General features: G+C 47.4%; 20 protein-coding genes. 1 reads left to right on the plus strand and 19 read right to left on the minus strand.

Features of this window, described 5'->3' with window-relative positions; genetic code table 11:
* Positions 1–92 precede the first annotated feature (92 nt).
* The 19 genes from FS628_RS28030 to FS628_RS28120 all read right to left on the minus strand — a co-directional run bounded on the left by FS628_RS28030 (position 93) and on the right by FS628_RS28120 (position 22,521).
* On the minus strand, positions 93–1,001 hold the full coding sequence (locus FS628_RS28030; protein ID WP_145326358.1) for a carbohydrate ABC transporter permease: 909 nt from the start codon (positions 999–1,001) through the stop codon (positions 93–95).
* A 15-nt stretch (positions 1,002–1,016) separates the two neighbouring features.
* Positions 1,017–1,994, minus strand: a complete 978-nt coding sequence (locus FS628_RS28035) for an ABC transporter permease (RefSeq protein ID WP_105602244.1) — start codon at positions 1,992–1,994, stop codon at positions 1,017–1,019.
* A gap of 314 nt (positions 1,995–2,308) precedes the next feature.
* Positions 2,309–3,721 carry an alpha-L-fucosidase gene (locus tag FS628_RS28040; RefSeq protein WP_145326359.1) on the minus strand — a complete coding sequence of 471 codons (1,413 nt, stop codon included), beginning with the start codon at positions 3,719–3,721 and terminating at the stop codon, positions 2,309–2,311.
* 370 nt (positions 3,722–4,091) lie between these two features.
* Positions 4,092–5,150, minus strand: a complete 1,059-nt coding sequence (locus FS628_RS28045; protein ID WP_145326360.1) for a Gfo/Idh/MocA family protein — start codon at positions 5,148–5,150, stop codon at positions 4,092–4,094.
* Between the two features lie 293 nt (positions 5,151–5,443).
* The gene (locus FS628_RS28050; RefSeq protein WP_145326361.1) at positions 5,444–6,310 is read right to left on the minus strand and encodes a sugar phosphate isomerase/epimerase family protein; all 867 of its coding nucleotides are present in this window, start codon (positions 6,308–6,310) and stop codon (positions 5,444–5,446) included.
* Between the two features lie 104 nt (positions 6,311–6,414).
* The gene (locus FS628_RS28055) at positions 6,415–8,184 is read right to left on the minus strand and encodes a glycoside hydrolase family 35 protein (RefSeq protein WP_145326362.1); all 1,770 of its coding nucleotides are present in this window, start codon (positions 8,182–8,184) and stop codon (positions 6,415–6,417) included.
* 1 nt (position 8,185) lies between these two features.
* A complete protein-coding gene (locus FS628_RS28060) occupies positions 8,186–9,646 on the minus strand; it encodes an alpha-L-fucosidase (protein WP_145326363.1) in 1,461 nt (486 codons plus the stop codon).
* A gap of 6 nt (positions 9,647–9,652) precedes the next feature.
* Complete coding sequence (locus tag FS628_RS28065; RefSeq protein WP_186328002.1) at positions 9,653–10,378, minus strand: copper homeostasis protein CutC; 726 nt, start codon at positions 10,376–10,378, stop codon at positions 9,653–9,655.
* A gap of 485 nt (positions 10,379–10,863) precedes the next feature.
* Positions 10,864–11,055, minus strand: a complete 192-nt coding sequence (locus FS628_RS28070; protein ID WP_145326365.1) for a hypothetical protein — start codon at positions 11,053–11,055, stop codon at positions 10,864–10,866.
* A gap of 193 nt (positions 11,056–11,248) precedes the next feature.
* Complete coding sequence (locus tag FS628_RS28075) at positions 11,249–14,032, minus strand: glycoside hydrolase family 3 C-terminal domain-containing protein (RefSeq protein ID WP_145326366.1); 2,784 nt, start codon at positions 14,030–14,032, stop codon at positions 11,249–11,251.
* Positions 14,033–14,453: 421 nt separating this feature from the next.
* Positions 14,454–15,542, minus strand: coding sequence for a low temperature requirement protein A (locus tag FS628_RS28080; protein WP_145326367.1), 1,089 nt, complete (start codon positions 15,540–15,542; stop codon positions 14,454–14,456).
* A 125-nt stretch (positions 15,543–15,667) separates the two neighbouring features.
* Positions 15,668–16,624, minus strand: coding sequence for a ring-cleaving dioxygenase (locus FS628_RS28085; RefSeq protein ID WP_145326368.1), 957 nt, complete (start codon positions 16,622–16,624; stop codon positions 15,668–15,670).
* Positions 16,625–16,755: 131 nt separating this feature from the next.
* Positions 16,756–16,983, minus strand: coding sequence for a DUF896 domain-containing protein (locus FS628_RS28090; protein WP_145326414.1), 228 nt, complete (start codon positions 16,981–16,983; stop codon positions 16,756–16,758).
* A 244-nt stretch (positions 16,984–17,227) separates the two neighbouring features.
* Positions 17,228–18,271 (minus strand): SPFH domain-containing protein, encoded by a 1,044-nt coding sequence (locus FS628_RS28095; protein WP_145326369.1) that lies wholly within the window; start codon positions 18,269–18,271, stop codon positions 17,228–17,230.
* 48 nt (positions 18,272–18,319) lie between these two features.
* Positions 18,320–19,120, minus strand: a complete 801-nt coding sequence (locus FS628_RS28100; RefSeq protein ID WP_145326370.1) for a TPM domain-containing protein — start codon at positions 19,118–19,120, stop codon at positions 18,320–18,322.
* On the minus strand, positions 19,117–20,148 hold the full coding sequence (locus FS628_RS28105; protein WP_145326371.1) for a TFIIB-type zinc ribbon-containing protein: 1,032 nt from the start codon (positions 20,146–20,148) through the stop codon (positions 19,117–19,119). Before FS628_RS28105 ends, FS628_RS28100 begins: the two co-directional genes overlap by 4 nt.
* Before the next feature lie 185 nt (positions 20,149–20,333).
* Positions 20,334–21,035, minus strand: a complete 702-nt coding sequence (locus FS628_RS28110) for a PspA/IM30 family protein (RefSeq protein ID WP_145326372.1) — start codon at positions 21,033–21,035, stop codon at positions 20,334–20,336.
* Positions 21,036–21,238: 203 nt separating this feature from the next.
* A complete protein-coding gene (locus FS628_RS28115) occupies positions 21,239–22,192 on the minus strand; it encodes an alpha/beta hydrolase (RefSeq protein WP_145326373.1) in 954 nt (317 codons plus the stop codon).
* 110 nt (positions 22,193–22,302) lie between these two features.
* On the minus strand, positions 22,303–22,521 hold the full coding sequence (locus FS628_RS28120; protein WP_145326374.1) for a hypothetical protein: 219 nt from the start codon (positions 22,519–22,521) through the stop codon (positions 22,303–22,305).
* 230 nt (positions 22,522–22,751) lie between these two features.
* Between FS628_RS28120 and FS628_RS28125 the strand changes: the two genes are divergently transcribed.
* A complete protein-coding gene (locus FS628_RS28125) occupies positions 22,752–24,434 on the plus strand; it encodes a sigma-54-dependent transcriptional regulator (protein WP_145326375.1) in 1,683 nt (560 codons plus the stop codon).
* Positions 24,435–24,490 lie beyond the last annotated feature (56 nt).

Raw genomic sequence — 24,490 nt, forward strand, 5'->3', positions numbered from 1 at the left:
GGGTTGTAGTGCAAGCATATAAAATCGACCCCGGAAGCCGGCGTGTTCACTCCACCTCCTTTCAAGAGGCAACCGGGCTTAATTCACAAGGATTAACCTTTGAGGGAACCAACCATGACCCCTTTGACAAAATGCTTCTGTACAAATGGATACATGATTAGAATTGGGATACTCGCAACAACGATCAGCGCATATTTCAACACCTGCTCGAACCCTTGATCCCGCATCTGCTGGCTGGTATTGGCGAGCATCGCCGGATCAGCCGCGTTCAGGATAAGCAGATTGCGAAGCACGTATTGCAGAGGGAACAACTTCTCGGAACGCAGGTAGATCAGTGCATCAAAGTACGCATTCCAGTGACCTACGGCATACATGAGTGTCATGACTGCCAGTATAGGCTTCGATAGGGGAAGAACCACACTGACCAGATATCGGATATCCCGACAACCGTCCATTTCCGCGGCCTCTCCAAGCTCTTCCGGGATGGAAGACTGGAAGAATGTTCTCGCCACGATGACCTGGAACACCGCGAGCGCCCCGGGCAGCCACATCGCCCAGCGTGTATCGAGCAGATGCAAGTCCTTCATCAACAGGTAGGTGGGAATCAGACCGCCATCAAAGAACATCGTGATCATCATGAAAACGATGATGACCCCTCGTCCGTAGAACGATTTGCGTGAGAGGGGATACGCCAGCATGACGGTCAGTGCCACGTTAATGAACGTACCTACTACGGTGTAGATGATCGTGTTATAGAAACCGAGCATAAGCTGTTGGCTTTTGAAAATGGAGATGTACGCCTTGATATTAAAATCGACCGGGAACAGCCACACCTGACCGGAGGTCACGGCTCGTGAAGAGCTAAACGAAGAACTGATGATATACAAGAGCGGGTAAAACACCGTTAGCAGTATGGCGAACAGAAAGATATAGTTGAATGTCATGAAAATGCGATCACCGAGCGGGTCCTTGATCCGGTTACGATTAATCAGGTTGAACATGGATAAGCTCCTCCTTTACCACAAGCTGTTCTGGGATACTTTGCGGGATATGCCGTTGACGATAACCAGCAGGATCAGGTTGATAATGGAGTTGAAGAACCCTACTGCCGAGGAGAAGCTGAAATTCGCCCCGATCAGACCGACCTTGTACACATACGTGGAGATGACCTCCGAAGCGCTTGTGTTGAGCGGATTCTGCATCAAGTATATTTTCTCGAAGCCCACGCCCATAATGCTTCCCAGACTTAGAATCAGCATGATGACGGTGACTGGAACGAGTGTTGGAAGGTCGATGTGCCAGATTTTTCGAAGCCTTGATGCGCCGTCCATCTTTGCTGCTTCATAGAGAGATGGATCAACACCAGCAAGGGCGGCAATGTATATGATTGATGAATATCCCATGCCCTGCCAGACACCTGACCAGACATATATCGATTTGAAGTATTCTGGAATACCCATGAAGTTGGTCATCGGGAAGCCGAGCAGTGTGAACAGCTTGTCTACCACGCCCACATGCGGGGAGAGCATCAGAATGATAATGGATACCATGACAACCGTTGAGATAAAATGCGGAGCGTAGGTAACCATCTGTACGGTCTTCTTAAAGTAACCCGTTCGAATCTCATTCAGCGCTAGGGCCAGCAGAATCGGAATGGGGAAACCCGCAATTAAGGAATAAAAGCTGATACCTATCGTATTCTTGATCAGCAGCCAGAAATTTGGAGATTGGAAGAAGGCTTCAAAGTGTTTGAATCCGACCCACGGGCTTCCCCAGATTCCTTTGACTACACTGAAGTCCTTGAAGGCGATCTGGACACCCACCATAGGAATGTACTTGAAGATCAACAGGTACAACACCGGGGGCAGCACGAGCAGGTATAACTCCCAGTGCTTCTTGAGGCTTTTGATGAATGGATGCTGCCGCTTGGGCTCCACATGTTTCCTCTGCTGGAGTTCCATCTTGGCGGGTATGCTTTCCGTAGCTCGACTCATTTGCGTCACTCCTTCTACACCTCAAGTGTAATAATACATTACATTTACATCCCTTAAACATCCTTTTTTCTGTTCCTAGTTCCTTGTTTAACAAATACGATGTAAACATTCATATCAGGTAGCGCTTTCTTGATTTGATAGTACCTCGTACAGTAATCTTTTATCAATTTGCAATTTTCTCCGACTTCTCTTTATTCTAAAAACCCTTATGTGGCAAGGGATTTCAGGCCATTTCTATTGGGAATTGTGTCCCTTATGTATGAATATAAAAATCCCGGAGGTGGTTATATCTCCCCCGGAATTGACATGGCATTCTATGCGCTTGTGACCAGCCTGAACGTATGTGTGATGGGTGCTGCACTGGTTGTAGCGGATTGTGGCAGTTCCACGAGAAGTCCTTCTTCTGTCTGCTGATACGAAAGTACGTCATCGCTACCGATGAGTTCGATCCGCTCTACCTTTTCCAGATAAGGAATGATTAGCTGTGGTTGTACGGTCTCATTCTCGTTTCGGTATATACGGAAGGCATATACGGTGTTGATCTCTTCTTTCTGCGTGAAAGCCCAATCTTTCGTAAAATAAGGCCCACATATCCGGGTTCCATAAACACCTTCTCCGTGAGTACTCAGCCATTCACCGAGGCCCTTGATGCCTCGAATTGCCCCTTTTGGCAGACGGCCATCTGGTTGCGGTCCTATATTCAGTGCCAGGTTACCCCCCTTGGACACGACTTCGAGTAGAATATGTGCCAGCTGTCTCCCCGTTTTATACTGATCATCGAATCCAAAAGCAAAGGAGTTGCCCACGGTAATACAGCTCTCCCACGGAATGTTCATCGGATGTTCCGGTATGGTCTGCTCGGGGGTAACGATATTCTCATACGGCCCACCCACGGTGCGATCTGCGGACAGAAGCCACGGCTGTGTGGTCTGACGCGCCCGTTCCACGACTTCACCAAGCCTGATATCCTGACCGTGGCGACCTTCGCGCACCCAGCCGGCATCCAGCCACAGACATTCGATCCGTCCGTAATTCGTCAGCAGCTCCATGATCTGCTCATGTGTGAACTCTACGAATTTCTCCCACAGCCACGGATACTTATGGGGATCATACGAGGGCCCGCGCCACATATGACGACCACGTTCCATGCCCGGTGCCCAGTAATACGGGGTATGCCAGTCCGCTTTGGAGAAGTACGCTGAGATGCCGAGTCCTTTGGCCCGGAAAGCGTCAAATAGCGCTCGACAGATGTCCGCATACTTATGGGTATGAAAAGGCGTGTCCTTGCCCGTAATCCGGTAATCCGTCGTCTTGGTATCCCACATGCAGAAACCGTCATGGTGTTTGGTGGTGAACAGGAAGTATTTGAACCCGTTGTCTGCCGCCATCTGTGCCCATTCCTCGGGCTGGAAGCGAATCGGATTGAAGGTTTTGTTCAGATCGAAATATTCCCGTTTGAAATCTTCCATGTCATCCGTCCAGTCGATGTCATCGCGCGACCAATCGCCATCCTCGTCGCTCAGTGCCCAGGACTCCACGAGACCAAGCTGGGAATACGGCCCCCAGTGCATCATCAGCCCCAGCTTCTGGTCCTTGAACCACTCCAGCCGCTCATTCAGCAGTGGATCTTCCGGTTTGATCCACTCTTCCTCTTTGCTAAAATTGTGCACGCCAGCTTCCACGATCTGTTCTTCCTGCTCCAGTACGGTTTCTTTGGCTTCGCTCATCTGATTCATCTCCTTTGGATTAGATGTCTCACGTTGGATACATAGCTTTACACTCGCCCACTGCGCGGTCAGAATAATCTTCCGATCGCTGTTATCCCCAGATTTTTATGATTGTTTCCCTAGAGGGAAAATCCGGGGATAAAGGCGAGCGCTCCGCTTCTTCAGATTTCTTCTGCCCTCTCCGTTATCGTGTAAATGTTCAATTCAACTAAGAAGGACATCGTAAATCCTGTCGCTTTTAATGTAGTAGGATCTTCCGAAGCTTTTAGCTTTGCTGCTTCGGATAGGTTCTGTACCTTCCGTTTTGGCGTAAACGGTTCGTGTAACTATTCGGGGGCGTAGTCAATATCTCCGTATTGCAATGCTCCTTTTACAGCGTGATTTCGCGGCCTTGGCGTGCTGATTCGTAGATGGCGCAGAGCATTTTCATCACTTCGACGCCGTCCTCGACGGGGCTAAGGGTTTCTTTGCGGCCTTGTGTGCTGTCGATAAAATGGTTGATTTCATTTCGGAATGAGCCCATAAAATCGAATGATTTGAAATCCACCTGTGGCGTCATGTTCAAGATAGTGTTGAATTTCTCGCCAATAATCGAAATCTCCGGCTCCAGCTCGGCACCGCCTTTGTCGCCATATAGTTTGACCGAGGTCTCATCCGCTTTGGCATGAAGTGTAAAGCTGACATCTACGAGCAGGCTCGCTCCGTTCTCGAAACGAATCAGGGCATTCGCCATGTCCTCAACGGTGTTCTGCTTCGCATCATAGTCCGCTGCTTTGTAGAACGACAGATTGTTAATGTTGGAGCGGTTCCCCAACCGGTTGGACACGTTAGCGGAGACGGACTTCACCTTCGGTCTGCCCATCAGATACCAGCAGATATCGATTACATGCACCCCGATATCAATCAGCGGGCCGCCGCCGGAGCGGTTGATATCCGAGAACCAGCCACCTGGATTGCCCAGACGACGCAGACTGGAGGCTTTGGCATAATAGATCTCGCCCAGTTCACCCTCGTCGATAAACTTCTTCAGAATCTGTGCATTGTCGCTATATCGGCGAACAAAACCGACCTGCAGCAGCTTTCCGCTGCGATGAACGGCCTTCTCTACCTCGAGCGCATCCTCCACCGTTTGGCAGAGTGGTTTCTCACATAGCACATTTTTGCCCGCGTCGAGAGCAGCAATGCTAATCTCGGCATGCGAGTCGTTCCATGTGCAGATGCTGACGGAATGAATCTCAGGCAGTGCGAGCAATTCCTTGTAATCGGTAAACACATGAGGTGCATTATATTGCTTCGCCACTTCTGCGGCACGTTCTGCATTCAGGTCGCAAATAGCGTATATTTCAACGTCCGGGTTACTGGCATAGGCTTGCAAATGGCAATCGGATATGGATCCGGCACCGATGACGGCGACTTTCAATTTGGACATAGTGCTGATTCCTCCATAAATAAAATAATTGACGTCCAGCGGGTAGACGTTCCGGTTGCGAATCGTTCTTCCGATCGCTCTTATCCCCAGATTTCTTTAATCCCCTTATTCCAAAGGGGAAATCCGGTGATAAAGGCAAGTTAATGCTTACGAAGTAGCTTTCTTACAGAAAGCTTTTAACTTCGTTTCTTCAGAATCGATCTCGCCCCCTCCACTACTTTTCCTGACTGAACTAACTTTCTGTTTGAGCCATAAGTAACAAGTCATATTTCATTTAAAACAAGTACGCAGCCCTATGCCTCTTCCCATAAGCGGCGGACGTTATCCATGGCAATGCGTGAGGCGGTTTTGCAATCCTCCATGCCTTCAAATTCAACCGAGATATATCCGTCATACCCGGATTGTTTCAACACACGGAATACCTCCGGCATGTCGATATCGCCTTGGCCCACAATGGCACCACGCAGGTAATTGCCATGCGAGGTTTGGAACCAGCCTTCACCGGGATTCCGGTAGGAAGGTCTCCAGTAGAAGTCTTTGGCGTGCACGATCGACGCGTACGGAATATTATTTTTTACGGCACTCACCGGATCTTCATCCACACAGAGGAAATTGCCGACATCCAGTGTGGTCTTGAAGTTGCTCCGCGCTGTTTCGTGTAGCAAACGCTGAATTCGCTCACTCGACTGCACATAGTACCCATGGTTCTCCACGCTTGTTGTAATTCCAAAATCCGCTGCATAATCAGCTATCCGCTGACAGGCCTTCACCAGTACGGGTAGGTCAACCTCGAACTGTGCTACGGTTCCCTCTGGTGCAGGGCGGAAAGCCACGTCATGACGCATCAGCTTTACTCCCAACGCAGCAGCCACATCCACATGTCGCATCACATTTTGGATCTCTTGCTCCAACGCTTCAGCGTCCTCCTGCACAGCAAAGTTAGCGCCGATGGCATAATTAGAAATGTCGATCCCGACCTCTTTTGCCACAGCTTTAATCTCATCAATCAACTCCGGATTATCAATCAGACTGAATCCCATCGGAACAATCTCCACATGTTCCCCGCCCTGATCGGCGATCCAACGAATGGCATCCGGCACGGTTAATTCTTTGCGATCCAGTGCTTGTTGAAGACTGTAGGTGCTGAGTCCAACTTTCATTTCCCCTCATCCTCTCCTGTAGTCGATGTCCATACCCAACGTATACCTTTTTCCGGCGGACACGACAATTGCCAATAATCGTTTGGCTCTACTTTTTTCCTTTTCTAGCCCAAATCCGGTGTATCCACGAACGTTACGGCCTGATCATCCGTCTGATGTAGTTCGAATACCATGATTTCATTCTCACCTTCATGAAGGAGCGGGGCTGGTACATACAACGTTTTTTGCGGTCCTTTATTCCAGTAGCGCCCCAGGTTGAATCCGTTTACAAATACAATCCCTTTGGTCCAGCTATCCAGTCGAAGAAAAGTATCTCTTACATCCTTGATATCAAACTCTCCTCGATAAAATGTCGGTCCCTGTGCTTCGTTAATTGCTTCGCTAATCACATCGCTGAATTGCAAGCCCGACAGATCCGTTAAGGGAAGACAGTGAATCGTCCAATCATATAAAAATTGAAAGCCATGCCGCACCCCCTCCGTAATCCCCTTCGGATCTCTCAGGTACGGGCCATAGTTGATTCGCCCCATATTTTCAACAAGGATCAATAGTTGTGCGCCCTCTGGCGGCACTTCAAAGGAAACCGATAATGTTGTATTTCCCCGTTCGAGCACGCCCTGAAATTGCCCATCCACAAACACAAGCGCACGGTCGCGCACCTCCTGAACCACCAGTTCCTGTCGCTCTCTGGGCCCGGATATCCGGGTCTGATAACCAATAAAGCCATAAGCCTGACCCAGCTTCTCCATCGGTTCCGGATTCGTACGCTGCACCGGGACTGATATCTGGTCCATCTGCGCCAGTAATGATGCCTGCTGAGTCATCTCCACTCGCCCATAGGCGATGGTTTCCTTTGGTTCTGGCAGCACAAGCTCACCCAGATCTTCATTGCTATACCGAGCAATTAGATCACGCACCGCATGGAATTTTGCTGTCGGCTCCCCGGATTCACTAAGCAGTGAATCGTAGTCGTAACTTGTAATCGTTGGTTCGTATTGATCCTTCTGCTGACAGTTCGCCCCGTTGTAAAATCCGAAGTTCGTTCCGCCGTGGAACATATAAAAGTTAACCGAAGCGCCTGCCCGGAGCATCTCCTCAAACACACCAGCCACATCTGCGGCTTCTCGTGTGTGATGCGACTCGCCCCAATGGTCGAACCAGCCGTTCCAGTACTCCATGCACATCAAAGGTCCATCCGCCTGATATTCACGTAGCTTGTTGAACGCTCCCTCTGTCCCTGATCCAAAATTAGCCGTAGCCAGATGCCCTGGCACTGATCCCGCTTGCAGCATGTGGTCTGTCGGTCCATCTGAAGTAAATAACAACACATCCATACCGCGCTCCACCATGCCATCACGTAAATATCGCAGGTAACTCGCGTCATTCCCGAAGCTGCCGTACTCATTTTCAATCTGCATCGCGATGATCGGCCCGCCATTGGTGCTAAGAAGGGGTTTCAATTTGGGCAAAAGCACATCATAATAACGATCCACATTCTCCAGAAATTTTGTATCATTACACCGCAGACGGATGTCATCATCCGCGAGCAACCAGGAGGGCAATCCGCCAAACTCCCACTCGGCACATATATAAGGACTTGGGCGAACAATCACATGCAGACCCACATCTCCTGCAATGCGAATAAAACGCTCCAGATCAGCAATCCCTTCAAAACAATACTGGCCCGGCTGCGGCTCATGAACATTCCATGGCACATACGTTTCCAGCGTATTGAAACCGCAGGCTTTCAGCTTGATTAGCCGATCCTCCCAATAGTCGGGGACCACTCTGAAATAATGGATGGCACCCGACATAATCCGAATAGGCTTGCCATCATACATAAATTGAGACCCTTTATACGTCAGCAGAGCCATTTTACACATCTCCCCGTTCGCTCAGATATATGCCTAACCCGGACAACGTAGGGCACCATCTGGATTCATGAATGGTTAATCGCATCCTTCTCGCTGTGACCTGTGGGAAACAGCAAATTCGCTTATGCCCCACCACCGTCCCCTTGTAGAACTCTTCCCAACCACCATCTGCCCTCAGTGACTCCAGTGTAAAACGCTCAATCCGTTGGCCTGTCTGGATATGTTCCATCAGCACCACCCGGTCAAATGATCTTTCTTCCTGCAAATCCAGCTCGATCCAAGCCTGCTCCGTTCCTTCGTGAGGACACCAATACGTTTCCCGGCGTTCCGTCAGCACTTCCGATATGGCATGTTGTTCATCCATCGTCTCCGATGCTTTTACCAGCGCCTGCAAGGCCAAATTTTCCTGAAAAATGGTGCGCAACGAATCTCCCAATTCCTGTAGGCGCTCCACATCACGTTCGTGAATGAGACCACGCGTATCCGGTGGCAGATTGAGTAAAAAGGTGGCGTTGCCCCCTACTGCGCCGTAATAGACGGCAAGCAATTCTTCCAATGTTTTGACCTGATCATCTTCACTGGCATGATAGAACCATCCCGGGCGAATCGAGGTATTCACCTCGGCAGGGTACCAGATCAGTGGGTCACCTTGGGAATTAATGATCTCTCGACTCCCCAAATCACTGTCCTGCGTGTTTATCCTTCTGGCAAACTCGCCATCATCCACCTGCTGCGATTGCTCCTGAATCTTCTCATTATCCTGCATATGCGCTGGCACAACGCTCCATTCCGATTCCCGTGTGTGTCCCGCCTCATTGCCACACCAGCGAACATCCGGACCACATACCGAGATGACAGCTTCAGGCTGAAGTTCACGAATAAGCGCGTAGTATGCATCCCAGTCATAGACCTGCCTTTTGCCATTAGGTCCCTCTCCGCACGCTCCATCGAACCATACACAGAAGATGTCGCCATAATTCGTAAGCAGCTCGCGTAACTGTTGGAGGAAAAACTCGTTATACCTCTCCGAATCCCCGTAGGAGGCTTCATGCCTATCCCAAGGAGACAGGTACACGCCAAACTTCAATCCATCCTCACGGCAGGCATCAGCGACTTCCCGAACCAAATCCCCCGCACCGTTCCTCCACGGACTGGCTGCAACCGTGTGCTCTGTATACTGACTTGGCCACAAACAAAATCCATCATGATGCTTGCACGTCAAAATCAGCCCATTCATCCCCGCAGCCTTGCACGCATGCACCCATTGCACTGCGCTCAGTCCAGAAGGATTGAAGATAGCCGGGTCTTCCTCCCCAGTTCCCCATTCGCGATCCGTGAATGTATTTACCGTAAAATGAATAAATGCATAGAACTCCATCTCCTGCCACCTCAATTGGCGTTCGGATGGGCTGACCTGTGCTGCGGCCTTAATCCAATCGGCTGGTTGCAATCCATGATTCATGGCGTATCACTCCTTCAAATCGTAGGGTTGAATGGCATGTAACAATTGATGCTTCGCTTCTGCGACCATTTGTGGATTAATGGGCTGTTCGAAACTGCCTTCGTACCGCACGCCCGATCCCATATGTATCTCTGTGATACCTGTTTGTTTTACAAGAGTCGGTATCCCGTCTACAGTGATCCCGGCCCCCGCCATAACGGTTATATTCAATGCTTGCCCTAGTTCCTGAAGCTGTTTCAGTTCCAGTATGGCTTCAGGCGCTGTCCGTTTCCCTCCCGATGTAAGCGCTCGCTCCACAGTGCCCAATGTGCTAATGGCCTTGAGCACCGCTACCGGGCTTGCGCTCACATCAATTGCACGATGAAATGTAACGCCCAACCCCGGAGCTTCGGCCATACATAATTGCAAGGTTATGAGGTCAACTTCCGTATCTTCTGTAAGAGCACCGATCACGATGCCAGCAGCTCCAAGTTCCCTCGCCACGCGTATATCCCGAGTCATGACGTGGATGTCATCTGTGCTATAGCGGAACGAGCGGCTATGAGGACGAATCATGACGTACACCGGAATGGATACTTGGGACACCACATGCTCAATAACGCTATAACTGGGAGTAAGCCCTCCTTCAGACATCGCAGACACCAGTTCAATCCGATCTGCTCCTCCCTCCTCAGCTGCCTTGGCATCTGCCGCATCCACAGCGATGACTTCCAATACAGGCTGTCTTTTCATAAGGATCGCTCCCTTCATCCATATTAATCATAAGACGTGCTCACATCAGAAATGCTTAACCTGCTTTCTCATCCGATCGTTCCAGCATTCATGAATATCACATCATCGTACTGGTACACTACACTGCTCCATGACATAAAGGACCGACAAAGCGCATCATCAGTGCTCCTGCGGTCCTCTATGGGCGACGGTCAGCTTCCAGATCGCAATCTGCAAAGGCTGACCTTCCTGAAATATATATGGTTTGTCCGCAATGATCTTCATGAATGGATTCTCCTTTGTGTGACCGGAATGGGGCTGGCAAATAGAGAGTGCAACGGACATCAGTACCTTGTCTGATTGATTTTTGTTAGTTTTGTTATTTATAATGTTATTATTTATTAGCAATAGTCTAAAACGTTAGGATCAGAACGTCAATACAAAAAAAAGACACCCGGAGGATGTCTTCATATCTCAGATAACCTTCTAGGTTATCTGAGCTTTTTCTATTTTTTACGCCGAGCCTTCGTCATTCGATTAAACATGATCAGTGCAGCAATCAACATGGCAATCATGGCAATATTACTCGCTGCTTCTTGTGATAAGCCGAACAGAACTCCCAGGTTAGTCACTAGGCTTCTCACAATCAGCGCCACCACAACCAGCAGGATTGGACTCAAAAAATTATAATTTCTCATTCTTCGCAACACCCCTGACCCCATTGTTCAGAACTACGAATCTCATAACACTATCATAACAGTAGCTATTCTGTGTTACAACAAAGGACACCCGCGCACGCGTACAGTGTCCTTTGTCATACCAACGTATTCTACTTTTGATGACAGAACAACCTTTCGATTGCTGTTATCACCTGATATTTCCGATTATCTTCTACACCTGCTTGAATTCAATCCAGTCAATCTGGAGGCCTGGTTTCGTGAAGTCCAGTTTCAATTCATACAGTCCTGCTTCAAGGTCTACTTTGACAAGTTTCTGTCTGATCCACTTGCCTTCCGTACCATTCGTTTGGATGGTAGTCACCAACTGGTCATTCAGGAGCAGGTTACATGCACTTTGAGCGAGTTCCGGCTCTGGGGACATGATCTGTACGATAATCCGGTAATGGCCTGCCTCGTCCACTTTCATGTAGACAGGTTCAGCTACCGCAGGTTTTACCTGTGCGTTCTCAACCAGCGCCTGAGCTTGTGCAGCAGATAGGGAGGCATTCGCTTGGAACGAAGCGACGTTCTCCACGATCTCATGTTTTCTGCCGGACACCGGTGCATTCATGATGAACTTGCAGATATTAATCGCCGAGCGTTGCAGCTCTCCACGAGTCAATGTTCCATTTTCCAAAGATTCAATCGTGTTGTCGTCCCAGCCATTGATCTCTGCGCCGTAGTTCGGTACAACCATGTAGAGATCATTCTGGGCACGGATCATCCAGTTGGTGTATTTGCGATCAGCCTCTCCGCCTTCGGTCACATCATTCATAATGGCCCACCAGTCCGTCATTACGATACCCTCAAAATTCCATTCTCCGCGCAAAATCGTGGTGTTCAGGTCGTAATTGGATGCCGCCCAGTGCCCGTTAACCGGGTTGTAGGAGGTCATGATGGAGTTCGCTCCGCCTTCTTTTACAGCGATTTCGAACCCTTTCAGGTAAATTTCACGCAGTGCACGCTCAGAGACAACGGCATCTACTTTGCTACGGTGTTTCTCCTGGTTGTTGCAGGCAAAGTGTTTCAGTGTGGCATTGGAACCACCCTTCATAATACCTTTTGTACATGCTGCCGCAAATACACCCGAGATCAGTGGATCTTCGGAGAAATACTCAAAGTTCCGGCCATTGAGCGGGCTCCGGCGGATATTGAGTCCAGGTCCGAGCAGGGTATCCACCTGATTTCTCAGCAGTTCCTGTCCTTCCATTACATACAACTCTTCAACGAGATCTTTGTTCCATGTCGCAGCAAGCAACGTACCAATGGATACCTGTGTTGCCTTCTCGCCACTATCCATACGAATACCGGATGGACCATCTGCCGTACATGCTACCGGAATGCCGTAGTTAAACAGGCTGTCGCTGACACCACCAAATGCGGATGCCGTTCCGGAAGTAACGAGCGGGCTGCTCATGCCTTCGCCCCGGATAATTGCCGCCAGATCCTGATCACTTAGTTGAGCGATGAAGGCTTCCAGACTCACTTTGCCAGCCTTAACGTCACTCAGCTTGTAACCCTGGTTACCCGTCTGCTCCAGCGTTTGCGGGAGATTCTGCTCAATCCGGTTCGCCATGGAAACTTTACGCTTCGGCACTTCAGCATAAGTCAGTTCATATGATCCATCTTCCTTGCGCAGACCTGGCTTCATCCGTGTAAAGTCTTCGGTAGGTGCCATCGCTTCTTGCAGTTGCTCCACCAATTGAAGGGATTCGATAACATATCCATCCTGACCATCGATGCTGATATGTTGCACTTGTTTCACGCTGGTGCCTACATGCAGTCGGTATGTGCCTTCTTCCAATACGTACGCGGAAGCAAGACCTGTAACACCCGCATCATCATACGATGCCATGGCATGAATCGGGAAGCTGATCGTCAGAAGTTCTGACTCGCCCGGCTGCAACAATCCTGTTTTGCCGAAAGCCACCAAAGCCTTCACCGGTTGTCCCAGTTTGCCTTGTGGTGCTTCATAATAGACCTGTACAACCTCTTTGCCCGCATATGTTGTACCTGAGTTGGTCACATTCACACGTACTTCGATGTAGGTTTCGCCGTCTTTGGACACTGACTTCGCTTCTTCATGCTGGGTCAAAAACGTCGTATAAGACAGGCCGTAACCGAATTCATATTGTACTCGCTCAGGTCGAAACGTTTCGAAATAACGATAACCTACATAGATATCTTCCTGATACAGGTTCTTGAACTCATTGCCATAGTTGCTGGTCGAAGGGTAATCTTCGATGGAATATGCAATCGTATCTGTTAGTTTACCACTCGGTGTAACGTCGCCTGCCAGCACATCAGCAATCGCATTGCCACCCTCCATACCACCATGCCAAGAGTAAATTACGCCTTGGATCGGATGTAGATACGTTTCATTTAACCAGCTCATGTCGATGATATTCGAGACATTCAGCACGACAATTGTGTGTTCGAACTGCGAAGTGACTTGTTTCAGCATCGCTTTCTCATCTTCTGTTAGTTGGTAACTTCCTGGCGCATCCGCATTATCCTGATCTTCTCCCGCTGTACGTCCAATCACGATAATTGCTTTGCTGGACTTGCTTCTGGCCTGTGCAACCAGTTCATCTGTCAAAGGCATTTCTTTCTGATTCCATGGCTCGGCTGCCCATACTTTTCCGCCATCATCGAATGGATTTTCCTCAATCCACTTCTCATAGACAGCTGCCAGCTCTTCATTGACCGTTATATTCTTTTTGCTGCGAAGACCATCCAATAGATTCGTTGTGTAGGCTACATGAACACTACCGCCTGAACCCGTGCCGCTGCGATAATAATTGACTTGAATTCGACCAAAAACTGAAACGTTTTCGTTTTCACGAAGTGGAAGCACTTGGCCTTCATTTCTGAGTAAAACGGCTCCTTCTGCGGCAACCGTACGACTAAATTCTGCAAACCCTTCCAATGGAACTCCGATTTGATGTGTGCTCAATGATTTCCCTCCTGATTGTCATCCCCATATCTACGAATCGCTATATATAAAATGAACTAACAAAACGTACACTCGGCCACTACTATGACAGAACAACCCTTCGATCACTCTTATCCCCCGATTTCTTGATTCTCTTTTGCTAAGGGAGAAATCCGTTGATAAAGGCGAACGCGTATGCTTCTTCAAGTTATTTCTGCCCTCTCCGTTTTCATGTTTGTTTCTTACGCTCATTTTATAAAAAAGATATTCTATGATCTGGTAGATTCACTTGTACATAGTCTCATATTAACAGATTCTATAGAAGAAATTAAATTAGATTTGTGCTTTATTTATATTATTAAAACTTGTCCACGATTAATGGCATAACAAAAAGCCACGGACGCCTGTTGTCCGTGACTTTTCTTCATTTTAGATCACTATATCAAGTTGTAAGTTTCGCATATACCAGGAAGAATAACATCTCTTCGCCCATGATGACATAACCCGGAACCCGATAGATCAGGTCAACAAGGACAAATGCCACCAGCAGCCCTACCATCACCGCCAGATGACGTGGCCGGAGTCGTAGATGTGCGTGTCTGTAACGATGGAACACAAGGGAGGTCGACAAGAAATACAGTAGCGCCGATCCAAACACAAACCCCAGCATGAACACATAGTTTAACTGATTCTGGTACAACAGCTGAATAGACGCGGCGATCATGCTCATGGAGATGTAGATGAACAGATGGCCGTATATGATCGCTTGCCCGGCAGTCTGAATCTCTTTGCTGACCTTTTTCTCCACATTGTCGAAGTATTGCCACCATATCGCAATGACAAATATGGACGTAAAGGCAGCAAACAAGATGGATTTCATATCCCAATGATCAGCTTGCAGCACTGCGATAATACTAACTACCGATTCACCCAGCAGGATGAGTGTAAAGAGCGCAAAACGTTCCAACAAGTGATGGGTCTGAACCGGTACTTTTACCAGATTTTTGCGTCCGATCAACGGAAGTACGATGTCCACGGCAATCCCCGCATACAAAATCACGTAGCGCAGCCAGGAATCGAAAAACAGCGAACCTGATGAGATCAATATGCCAATGAGGAAACAGATACCCAAGTAACGGGCCGCTTGCTGTTGATGCTCGCTTTTCGACTTGTGAGCCGTCAGATACTGAATGGCCGTAAACGCCCGTGAACCGATATATCCTATGAAGAAGGACAGGTAGTATTGGTCAAAATGGGTAGAGAGACTCGCCGTCATAACCATAACGGACAGGAGCTGAAGGATGAGAAATATTCTATGGATCAGGATGTCTTGACCATAGCGGTTAATAAACAAGGTCTGACCGACCCATGCCCACCAAACAGGGATAAAAATAAGCACAAACTTCATTAGATATTCAAACGTAATTACTCCGTGTTCGGCATGCAACAGGACATGACCCGCTTTGGCGACCGCTGCTACGAAGAGCAAATCATAAAACAGCTCCAGCCAGGTAACCTTTTTCTCCATCATCCTTCATGCTCCTTTGGTTTTTCTCATAATCTAACGTCAGCTATATAAGTTGAATTCAGTTTTTTTCTGTCCTCTCCGTTATTGTGTAAATGGATAGTTCAACCTATATAGTAATAGAACTCTTATTAATTCGCAGCTGTAGCAGGTACGAGTGTTCTTACCACGATTGGTTGCAGATTGTCCTCAATTTGTGGGCGGTATTTCTCGAACCACTCAGGCAGCATCAATTTTTGTCCAAGCGAATCAGCAGGTTCATCTTTGGCAAAGCCCGGAGGATCTGTAGCAATTTCGAACAGAATACCGCCAGCTTCTCTGAAGTAGATTGCGTTAAAGTACTGACGATCCCGAACTGGAGTTGGTTGGTACCCATACTCGCGTACAGCTTCACTCCACTGTGCATGCTCCTCATCATCTTTGGCACGCCATGCAATATGGTGCACGGTTCCTGCGCCGCCCATACCCAGAGCCATGCGTGTCACCGGAACATCTACGACATTACCGATATCCCCGCTGGACCGGAAACGGGCATACTCCTCATTTTCACTCACTCTAACGAATCCCATGATTTTCTCAAGAGCATCCATCGTTCTTTGCGGGTTAACACTGAACAGGACAGCACCGCCGAAGCCTTTGATCGCTTTATCTGTTGGAATTCCTTCGTGTGCCCAAGTGCTGGCTGCTCCCTCTTCCCGTTCAACAAGCTCAAGCCGCAGGCCTTCGCCATCTTCGAATTGAAGCAGGTCTTCATTGAAACGACTTGTTTTGGTTACCTCAATGTTATACTGTTCCAGCCGATTCTGCCAGAAGCCAATCGACCCAGGAGGAATGACATAGGAAGTGATGCCGACCTGACCTCCACCAATTTTTCCCCGTGGTGATCCAGCGGATGGGAAGAAGGTAATGATGGTACCTGGGCTTCCGTGTTCATCGCCAAAATACAGATGATATACATCAGGTGCATCGAAGTTGATTGTTTTTTTCACCAGACGAAGTCCCAGAACTCCGGCATAAAAATCAACGTTGGCCTGTGGATCTCCTGCGAAAGCTGTAATATGGTGAATACCTGCTGTTTGAATAGTCATGATTAATTCCTCCTTGGTTTGGTAAGCATGTTTTGAATTGAGTAGGTGTTAGAGATAGTTTAGTTAGTTGATTGATTTATAGTAATTTGTATTATCTTTAAATTAAGATATATGATCTAGCGAATTGTATTCTAGTCGTTATTTTGATTGGCCTGTTTTTGTTTCAATTTATCAGGAGTAACGTCATCGCCGTTCGGATCATAGATGGTTGCATTCAGCAGAATGTCGTTGACCGAACCGCGAAAAGTTTGCAGATATTCCTGGCGAAGACGAACCTGTTCCTCTTTCTCCATCTCCGTCAATCCGCCCTCTTTGGCTTTTCTTGAAAGTTCATTTATTCTGGTCAATGTTGGGATCATCATCTTGATCTCTCCTCGTGTAATGGATTAAAGATATTTGTTTTGGTTGTTATTTATATTTAAATTAAATATCTTAAGTTAAAGATAAATGATTTGTGATCGGTTGTCAACTCTTTTATCTAAACTAAAATAATTGATCCTGCTCCTCTGCTCTACGCCATGTTGCTTTAACTATACAACAAAAGAGGGCCAGCTCCGCAATATCTCAACTACTGCTGGACTAGCCCTTCATGTATTTATTTTATTAACCCAGCTTCTGACCACAATTCGGACAGAAGTTGGCACCTTCATTTTTGGCTCCACAGTTCGGGCAGAAGTTTGGCTTCTTATTGCCTTCTGTAGATGAAGAGTTACCTGAATCACTGTTGCTATTTCCCACTGGCTTCTGGTCGGCATTCTGATTCTGAGACGAATTGGAATTATTGTTCTGGTTCTGGCCTTGGTTCTGGTTCATGTTCTTCATCATTTCATTGGCCATGTTCATGCCCATCATCATGCCCGCCATATCCGAAGCTGCGCCGCCGCCTTGTACTTTACCGGATGCGATGCCGTCTGTCATGCTGACCTGCTGATACTTTTGCAGATTACCAATCATCTCATGCGAAGCGGTCTTCGTAATCATATCCTGAATCTCTTTCGGATAATTGAAGCTCATCACCTGAAAACCGGTAATCCCAATCCCGATGTCCATCATCTGCATATCCAGATCTTCCTGAATACCTTTGGCAATATCCGATGCATTGGCCTGCAGGTTGAACATATCCTTCCCTTCACGGCTAATCCACTTCATTAGAAGCTGATCCAGCACGGAAGTAATTCGGATTTTGACATCCTCCACCAGATAGCTCTGTTTGATGCCTGCAATCTTATCAATCAGGGTCACATAATCACTTACTTTAAAATTAAATGTGCCGTTGGCCCGAATCGGCATTCCTCCCGGGAGCTGTGGTGTTGGAATCAACACCGGACTTTGTGTGCCCCAGCGCACGGTGAACTCTTTTGTGTTTACAAACAATACCTCGACCCGCATGCCGCTGTTGAATCCGAATTTGAATCCTTTTAATGTAGAAAGGAATGGAATAATCTCAGAATCGATATTAAACGATCCTTCGTCCTCGAAAATCCCCTCCACTTTACCGTTATTCAGGAAAATGGCGTCTTGACCCGAACGGATGATCAGTTTACTCCCCTTCTTGATCTCCCGGTTGCTCCACTTCCAAAATATCATGTCATCTCTGAACTCTTCCCATTCCACTACATTCGAAAACTGATTTCTGAAAAATCCCATACTAATTCCCATCCCTTCTAATTAGAAAATCCGTATACTCAGTAGTGACTAGAACGAACCTCTACTTCCACTGTGTGAGTGACCGCCTCGGGAGGTACCGCCGCCTCCTCCTCCGCCACCATTGTTATTGTTCTTCTCGATCTTGCGCTTGGTTACAGTTGTACGGATGTAGCGATCCTGACGATCAATTACACTGGAATTGCTTGAATCCTCATAAGTCGCACGATTGACCGTGACACGTCCCCCGGAACGATAGGTCATAATACCAACAACAATACCCCCAAGAACCACCGATACTCCTAACTGAAACCAGCCGTTGAACAAAATATTGTTTGGATTCACACCGGGTTCATACCCCATATATTTGTAAGAGAGTTCAATATATTTCTCAAATGCGAGTTTATAATTCCCACTGGACAATTCAGAGGTAATTCGGGAACGGATAGAATCAAGCCGCTGATCGCTCAGATATTCTTTTGCCTTATAAAATCCAGCCAGATACACTTCGCGATTATTCATGTCCATCGTCAATATGACAGCATTACCATGTTCTTTATCGTATCCTAGCCCCTGCTCATCATAAAAATCTTCAGTTAAGAGTATAACATCCTGATTCTCAACATTATTTGTTGTCAAAATAATAAAGTCTGTCTGCCGTTCGGCACCATACTGATTCGCAAGTGCATTCAATTCACTTTTCTCCTGCTCACTCAGCAGGTTGGCCTCATCGTAGATGAGATTTTTGCTTTCCGCTGCGGATGCCGATGACATGGGAATCAAAGGAGCAACAAGGGTGATCATAAGTAAAATGAGCGTAGCCATCACGGCTAGAGGGGTTCTTTTTCTCATAAGAATCCACCTCCCATCATCCAGGAAACCAGCTTCAGTGACAACAACGAGACCGCAGATACCCCTGCGAACCATCCAGCCACTTTGGCTTTGCTGATCGGCGGTTTGCCGACCACCTTACCTGTCTGACCATTCATGGCAAACGTGTACTGTGCACGATTATAGTCATAGTTGACCATCCATACCGGGAGCAGCACATAATCCGCATTTTTGAGTGTGGTATCAATCTGTTTGTCCGTGTAGCTCACACTGCTATAACCGGATACGGTTGAAGCGATATAAGAATCGATGTACGATCTTGTCTTATCCTTGGCCCGTGGGAAAAGTTCCTCGTCTGTATAACTGTATTTTTCCGCAATATACCCCGCCAGATACGGGGTCTTGAACAATTTCAGCTGATTATATGGAAAAGGCTCCAGCTTATCCATCAGTTCATCCTTCATTTTCTCCGATGCATCAATGGGTAGATTCACGTAATTCAGCCGAATTCTGCGGTATATATCGAAATGCTGTGTTTCCGTGTAATGGTAGTCGCCCTGGGTGTAGGATCTGACCTTGGTGCCACGACCATGCACTTCGATTTTGTTATGTAACTCGTACAACCAGAACGGCACGTACAGGCCGGTAATGCTCTGAATCCGATCGGCGGACATGAAGCCACTTGGCGTTAACAGGCCATTTCTGCACCATTTTTTGAATGCCTGCTTGGCTTGCTCCTTATTAATAGAAAAGGGAATCACCATTGCGGGGGCCAGATTGCCCGTCAACCGATCACTCAGCACAACTGCTGCACCGCAGAAACTGCATGTCGTCGCACTGGTCTCCGGCTCCGTCACGATGTCAGCTCCGCAGCTATTGCAGTGGTATTCCTTGACCTCATTCTCCGTGAACACTTGTCTCTTCAAGGGATCTGGGATCTGCTCTATGTTGTCCTGACGGCCGCAGCTTGGACAGGATAATACACCTGACACACTGTCAAAGATCATGCCACTGCCACAGTTCGGACATTTATATTCAATAACCGGCATCTGCTCACCTCAATGTTAACGAAATATGATTCTAATTGACACTGTATAACGTCGCTGGCAGAACAACCTTCCGATCGCTCTTAAAGGCAAAGTGTTTGCTTCCGATGCAGCTTTCTTTCAGAGAGCTTGTAGCTCCGCTTCTTCAGCTTATTTCTGCCCTCTACGTTGTAGTGTACAAGTTAAACTCACTTCTTCAACTTCTCCTGAATCGCTGCGAGTTCTTCCTCTGCACTTGGCGACGCATTTTCATTATTACCCGCATCCGCGTTCATGTCCCTCTCCAATTGGGCAATTAATTCGTCCAAATCATCTTCCTGTGCTCCAGCGCGAAGTTCTGCCAAAGCCGCTGCTTCATTCAACGCCTGATTCGTCTTGTCTTCCATTGCCTTCAATGCAGCATCAGTTCTGCCCGCAGATGCACTCCGTTCATTGGCCTGTTGCTGTGCCTTCGCATCTGCCATGCGACCTTTCAGTTCTGCATGCCGTGCTTCCAGTTGCCCCAGATCTGCAACCAATTTATCATTCATATGCTTCATCATCTTCGCTTTGGCGGAAGCCCGTTCATAAGCCGCCTGTAATTCGTTCAGTTTGTCAGCCAGCTTCACTTTCTTCTCCAGAAAACCACGGGCCTTGTCTTTGTCTCCCGACTCCGCTGATTTCTCCGCATACCGTTGCAATTTCTTGACCTCGGCGCTGCACTCATCGAATGCTCGCTTCGCCCGGCTCTCATCTGACAGCACCGCTGCCGTCTCCGCTTTTACCTGACCCAGATCGCTATTCAAGCTGCGCATGTACTCATTCACGCTCTTCTCCGGGTCTTCCGCCCGAGACAACATGTGGTTAATATTCGCCTTCATCACGTCTCTAAACCTCGATAAGATTCCCATTACTTGTTCCTCCTCCGAAAATTCATATGTATACTATAATACATGAATACGCCCACATACGTTTCACATTTCACGATGGCAAGTGGAGCCTCTCCTTTCCAAAGTCGGTTAATTATGGAGTAATAAAAGAAAAGACGAACACCTATAGTGTCGCCTTATAATCGAAAAATCCTCTCCTAATTCTCAGTAACTTTCTTCCTAGTTCACAGTCCTTTAATGAACAGCACACTTTCCTCTGCAATCCGATCTGGATCCGTATTATGTATGTAATGACCGCCATCTAAAATCTGATATTGTCCCATCTTCACAGACTCGATATAACGTATTAGGTACGTTTGCCAATTCTCAATCGGTAACTCTTCACCATTAGATATGAAAAAATACATCGGCACATCCGGAATCCCCTGTGTGGCAACTTTTGCTGCATTCTGTTTAATCATTTTGACTTCATCATTCATATTTGATGTTTGCGTGTTCTTATAGAACAACGCCCGATAAAGTTCCACTTCATGAGGAGACAATCGATTCTCCTTAATCGCAGCCGATGAATCTACAATCCCGGGAAAAAAGCGTGTAATCCCCATGTGGGCTCCCAAACCTGTCAGACTCATCATGCCTCCCGAAGGCAAAGGGTATGCTTCATATATTTCTGGAATGGCAGGGTCTAATCCAATGATCGCCTTCACTTCGTTAGGATACCGTTGTGCCCAATATAGTGCTTCAACACCTGACATGGAATGTGGAAACAACACATACGGTGGACTCTGGCCTGCTAAAGTCAGTGCTGTTCTGGTTTCTTCCAATATCGTATCGATATCGCGGGACACCTTGGCCGTTTCACTGAAGCCGTACCCTGCCTTCTCCACTACAGCAATTTTGTATTGTTCCGATAATCTGGAGTAGAGTGCCTTGAAATCCAATACAGGAGCGGATGTACCCCCACCTGAAAGAAAGACTAGCGTCTGTGCCCCAGAACCTTCTGTATAGACATGCATTTGGTGATTATTCACGTTAACCATTGCACCTGGCGGCGACAGAATAGTCAACTCACTCTTGAGTTTAATCGTATGATTCGTGAAACTAATTACAATGAACAATAGCATGACACCCAATATTGCCAAGGCACCATACCCCAATCTCTTCAATAGAATTCTCATTGGTTCCCCTCCAACATGATGTACACTTCTGTTTATTTTACCACGTACTTTGGAAGTTATATGAGATTTAATCCTTTTCTCATCGCGCTCTATTAAATCATTACCTAAATCTATGGCTCCACCGGAAGGCTCTCCACCGCTGTGAAAAACACATCCAATAGCTCAACGTTGTACACTGTACGGACGTACTCGGTTATTAACGCCACATCCTCTTCCCTCTGATACTCCAGACATGGACGGCCCTCACTCCACAGCGCCCTGCACGGGAACTTTCCAACAATATCTTTAATGATGTGATCTGGCTCAGCCACATTATGAATGTCTCCCATATGAAATCTCCTCACTTCTCCGCACTTAACATGTGCAATTATCCATTAATTTTGAAATAGATGACGGTTCGGTTCAGTGCACTTCATCACATTCTTCTCGAAGAGTTATGGTGACATACCACGCAGGCATTCTGCAGACATGAGCGTGTTGCTCCCCCCCAAAGGTGCCATTCCTCCGCAAGTTGGCTATAATAAGGGGATCAATGATTTCTATAAAAGGCAGGAAAATTATGCGTACACGAGTTCACTTTATCGCTCCCTACGAATCGATGATTCCTATCATACAAGAGTGCATTCCTCGCTTTCCCCAGTTAGCCATTCAGACGGACGTGGGCGATTTGGCAAACGGTGTGGAATTAGCAACTCAAGCTGAGAAAAACGGTGCAGAGATTATCATCAGCCGCGGTGGAACGGCTCAATTGATTAAGAAAGCAGTGACTATTCCCGTCATTGATGTGCAGTTATCGGGCTATGATATGATTCGTTCACTTACACTGGCAAGCCAGTTTAACGGCCAGACAGCCATCGTTGGCTTCTCCAACATCACCTCTGGTGCACAATCCATTATTGATCTGATGGATCTGCCCCTCAAGGTCTATACCATACATAGCTCGGAAGATGTAGCTCGATTGCTCCTGGAGTTGAAAGCTTCCGGGTACCGTCAGATTGTCGGAGATGTAATCACCGTCAATACCGCGAAGACCTATGGTCTGGAGGGATTGTTGATCCAATCCGGCCAGGAATCCATCCTTAGAGCGATGGAGGATGCACAGTTGGTCTACCGTTATTTGAGCAAAAATCATGCGATATCGATTATCCTGAATGACCTGGTTACACAGGAACATCCGAATTTGCTTATTTTAAATGAACGGAATGAAGTGGTGTTCGAGAACCTGACCGATTTTGAGAAAAATCCACTGACCGATAATCACATATATCTGACCAACACCAGCCTGGAATTCCATCAATCCCAAATCCAAAATGTGTTCATGGTGGACGATTACCAGCTCACGGTCAACGCCTATGAAACAACTCTGAACAACAAGAGCTACAAGGTATATATGCTGGAAAAAGGACAACCCTATGCCTTTGCACAATTCGGCATAACAACTTTTACGGATGCATCGATGGAGCCCATTGTTGCCGAATCCCCTGCCATGCAGGCGGTATTGAAGAACATTCGGGCACTCTACGAGAATCATGAACCGATCTATCTGCGGGGTGAAGCGGATTCCGGTAAATCTTTTCTGGTCAAACACATTCATCAAATGTACTCCAGTGGCGGACTGCTGTTACAGATCGATCTCACGCAAGTTCCGCCTGGTCATTTGCACAAGATACCACTCGCCAAGGTTCGAAATGTAGAGATTAATCATATGGAAGCACGTATGGAAGATTCGGAGTTGCTCTCCTTTATCCAAAACTGCCTTCAAAGCCAGATTGGGGTGTTTATACTCGGGGAACAGATATTGAACCCGCAGTGGTCACTCGATCTGGAGCTTAATACAATCATGATGCCAAATCTTGCGGATAGACCGGAGGATCTGGCTCCACTGATGCAGCATTTCCTTACGGATTACTACCAGAAATACGGAACTACTGCGGTGAGGATAAAAGAAGATGCACTACAGCTGATCCGGGATCAGATCACGAATATGAACGTCAACCAGTTGAAGCATCTGATCAAGCAGGCTGCACTCAATGAACAGGATTATGTCATCACCACGGCTACCTTGTCCCGCTTGCTGGATCAGCAACCTTCTTCAAGCCCAATGAAGTTGAACGGTACGCTGAAGGAGATTGAGAAAGAAGTTATTCAGTTCGTGCTTCAGGAGGAAAATAATAATCAATCGAAGGCCGCAGAGCGCCTTGGGATTAACCGGGCCACATTATGGCGTAAACTTAAAGATTAACTTTAAGTTTACGTCTTTTTTATCGCTTTTATGTGTTGCATTTTTAAACAGTTAAC

This window comes from Paenibacillus xylanexedens, from assembly GCF_007676705.1.
Classification (GTDB): Bacteria; Bacillota; Bacilli; order Paenibacillales; family Paenibacillaceae; genus Paenibacillus; species Paenibacillus xylanexedens_C.

What these genes read in the sequence shown, in the direction of transcription:
- FS628_RS28030 (WP_145326358.1), bottom strand. Translation starts at nt 1,001, where the DNA reads ATGTTCAACCTGATTAATCGTAACCGGATCAAGGACCCGCTCGGTGAT.
- FS628_RS28035 (WP_105602244.1), bottom strand. Translation starts at nt 1,994, where the DNA reads ATGAGTCGAGCTACGGAAAGCATACCCGCCAAGATGGAACTCCAGCAG.
- FS628_RS28040 (WP_145326359.1), bottom strand. Translation starts at nt 3,721, where the DNA reads ATGAGCGAAGCCAAAGAAACCGTACTGGAGCAGGAAGAACAGATCGTG.
- FS628_RS28045 (WP_145326360.1), bottom strand. Translation starts at nt 5,150, where the DNA reads ATGTCCAAATTGAAAGTCGCCGTCATCGGTGCCGGATCCATATCCGAT.
- FS628_RS28050 (WP_145326361.1), bottom strand. Translation starts at nt 6,310, where the DNA reads ATGAAAGTTGGACTCAGCACCTACAGTCTTCAACAAGCACTGGATCGC.
- FS628_RS28055 (WP_145326362.1), bottom strand. Translation starts at nt 8,184, where the DNA reads ATGGCTCTGCTGACGTATAAAGGGTCTCAATTTATGTATGATGGCAAG.
- FS628_RS28060 (WP_145326363.1), bottom strand. Translation starts at nt 9,646, where the DNA reads ATGAATCATGGATTGCAACCAGCCGATTGGATTAAGGCCGCAGCACAG.
- FS628_RS28065 (WP_186328002.1), bottom strand. Translation starts at nt 10,378, where the DNA reads ATGAAAAGACAGCCTGTATTGGAAGTCATCGCTGTGGATGCGGCAGAT.
- FS628_RS28070 (WP_145326365.1), bottom strand. Translation starts at nt 11,055, where the DNA reads ATGAGAAATTATAATTTTTTGAGTCCAATCCTGCTGGTTGTGGTGGCG.
- FS628_RS28080 (WP_145326367.1), bottom strand. Translation starts at nt 15,542, where the DNA reads ATGATGGAGAAAAAGGTTACCTGGCTGGAGCTGTTTTATGATTTGCTC.
- FS628_RS28085 (WP_145326368.1), bottom strand. Translation starts at nt 16,624, where the DNA reads ATGACTATTCAAACAGCAGGTATTCACCATATTACAGCTTTCGCAGGA.
- FS628_RS28090 (WP_145326414.1), bottom strand. Translation starts at nt 16,983, where the DNA reads ATGATCCCAACATTGACCAGAATAAATGAACTTTCAAGAAAAGCCAAA.
- FS628_RS28095 (WP_145326369.1), bottom strand. Translation starts at nt 18,271, where the DNA reads ATGGGATTTTTCAGAAATCAGTTTTCGAATGTAGTGGAATGGGAAGAG.
- FS628_RS28100 (WP_145326370.1), bottom strand. Translation starts at nt 19,120, where the DNA reads ATGAGAAAAAGAACCCCTCTAGCCGTGATGGCTACGCTCATTTTACTT.
- FS628_RS28105 (WP_145326371.1), bottom strand. Translation starts at nt 20,148, where the DNA reads ATGCCGGTTATTGAATATAAATGTCCGAACTGTGGCAGTGGCATGATC.
- FS628_RS28110 (WP_145326372.1), bottom strand. Translation starts at nt 21,035, where the DNA reads ATGGGAATCTTATCGAGGTTTAGAGACGTGATGAAGGCGAATATTAAC.
- FS628_RS28115 (WP_145326373.1), bottom strand. Translation starts at nt 22,192, where the DNA reads ATGAGAATTCTATTGAAGAGATTGGGGTATGGTGCCTTGGCAATATTG.
- FS628_RS28120 (WP_145326374.1), bottom strand. Translation starts at nt 22,521, where the DNA reads ATGGGAGACATTCATAATGTGGCTGAGCCAGATCACATCATTAAAGAT.
- FS628_RS28125 (WP_145326375.1), top strand. Translation starts at nt 22,752, where the DNA reads ATGCGTACACGAGTTCACTTTATCGCTCCCTACGAATCGATGATTCCT.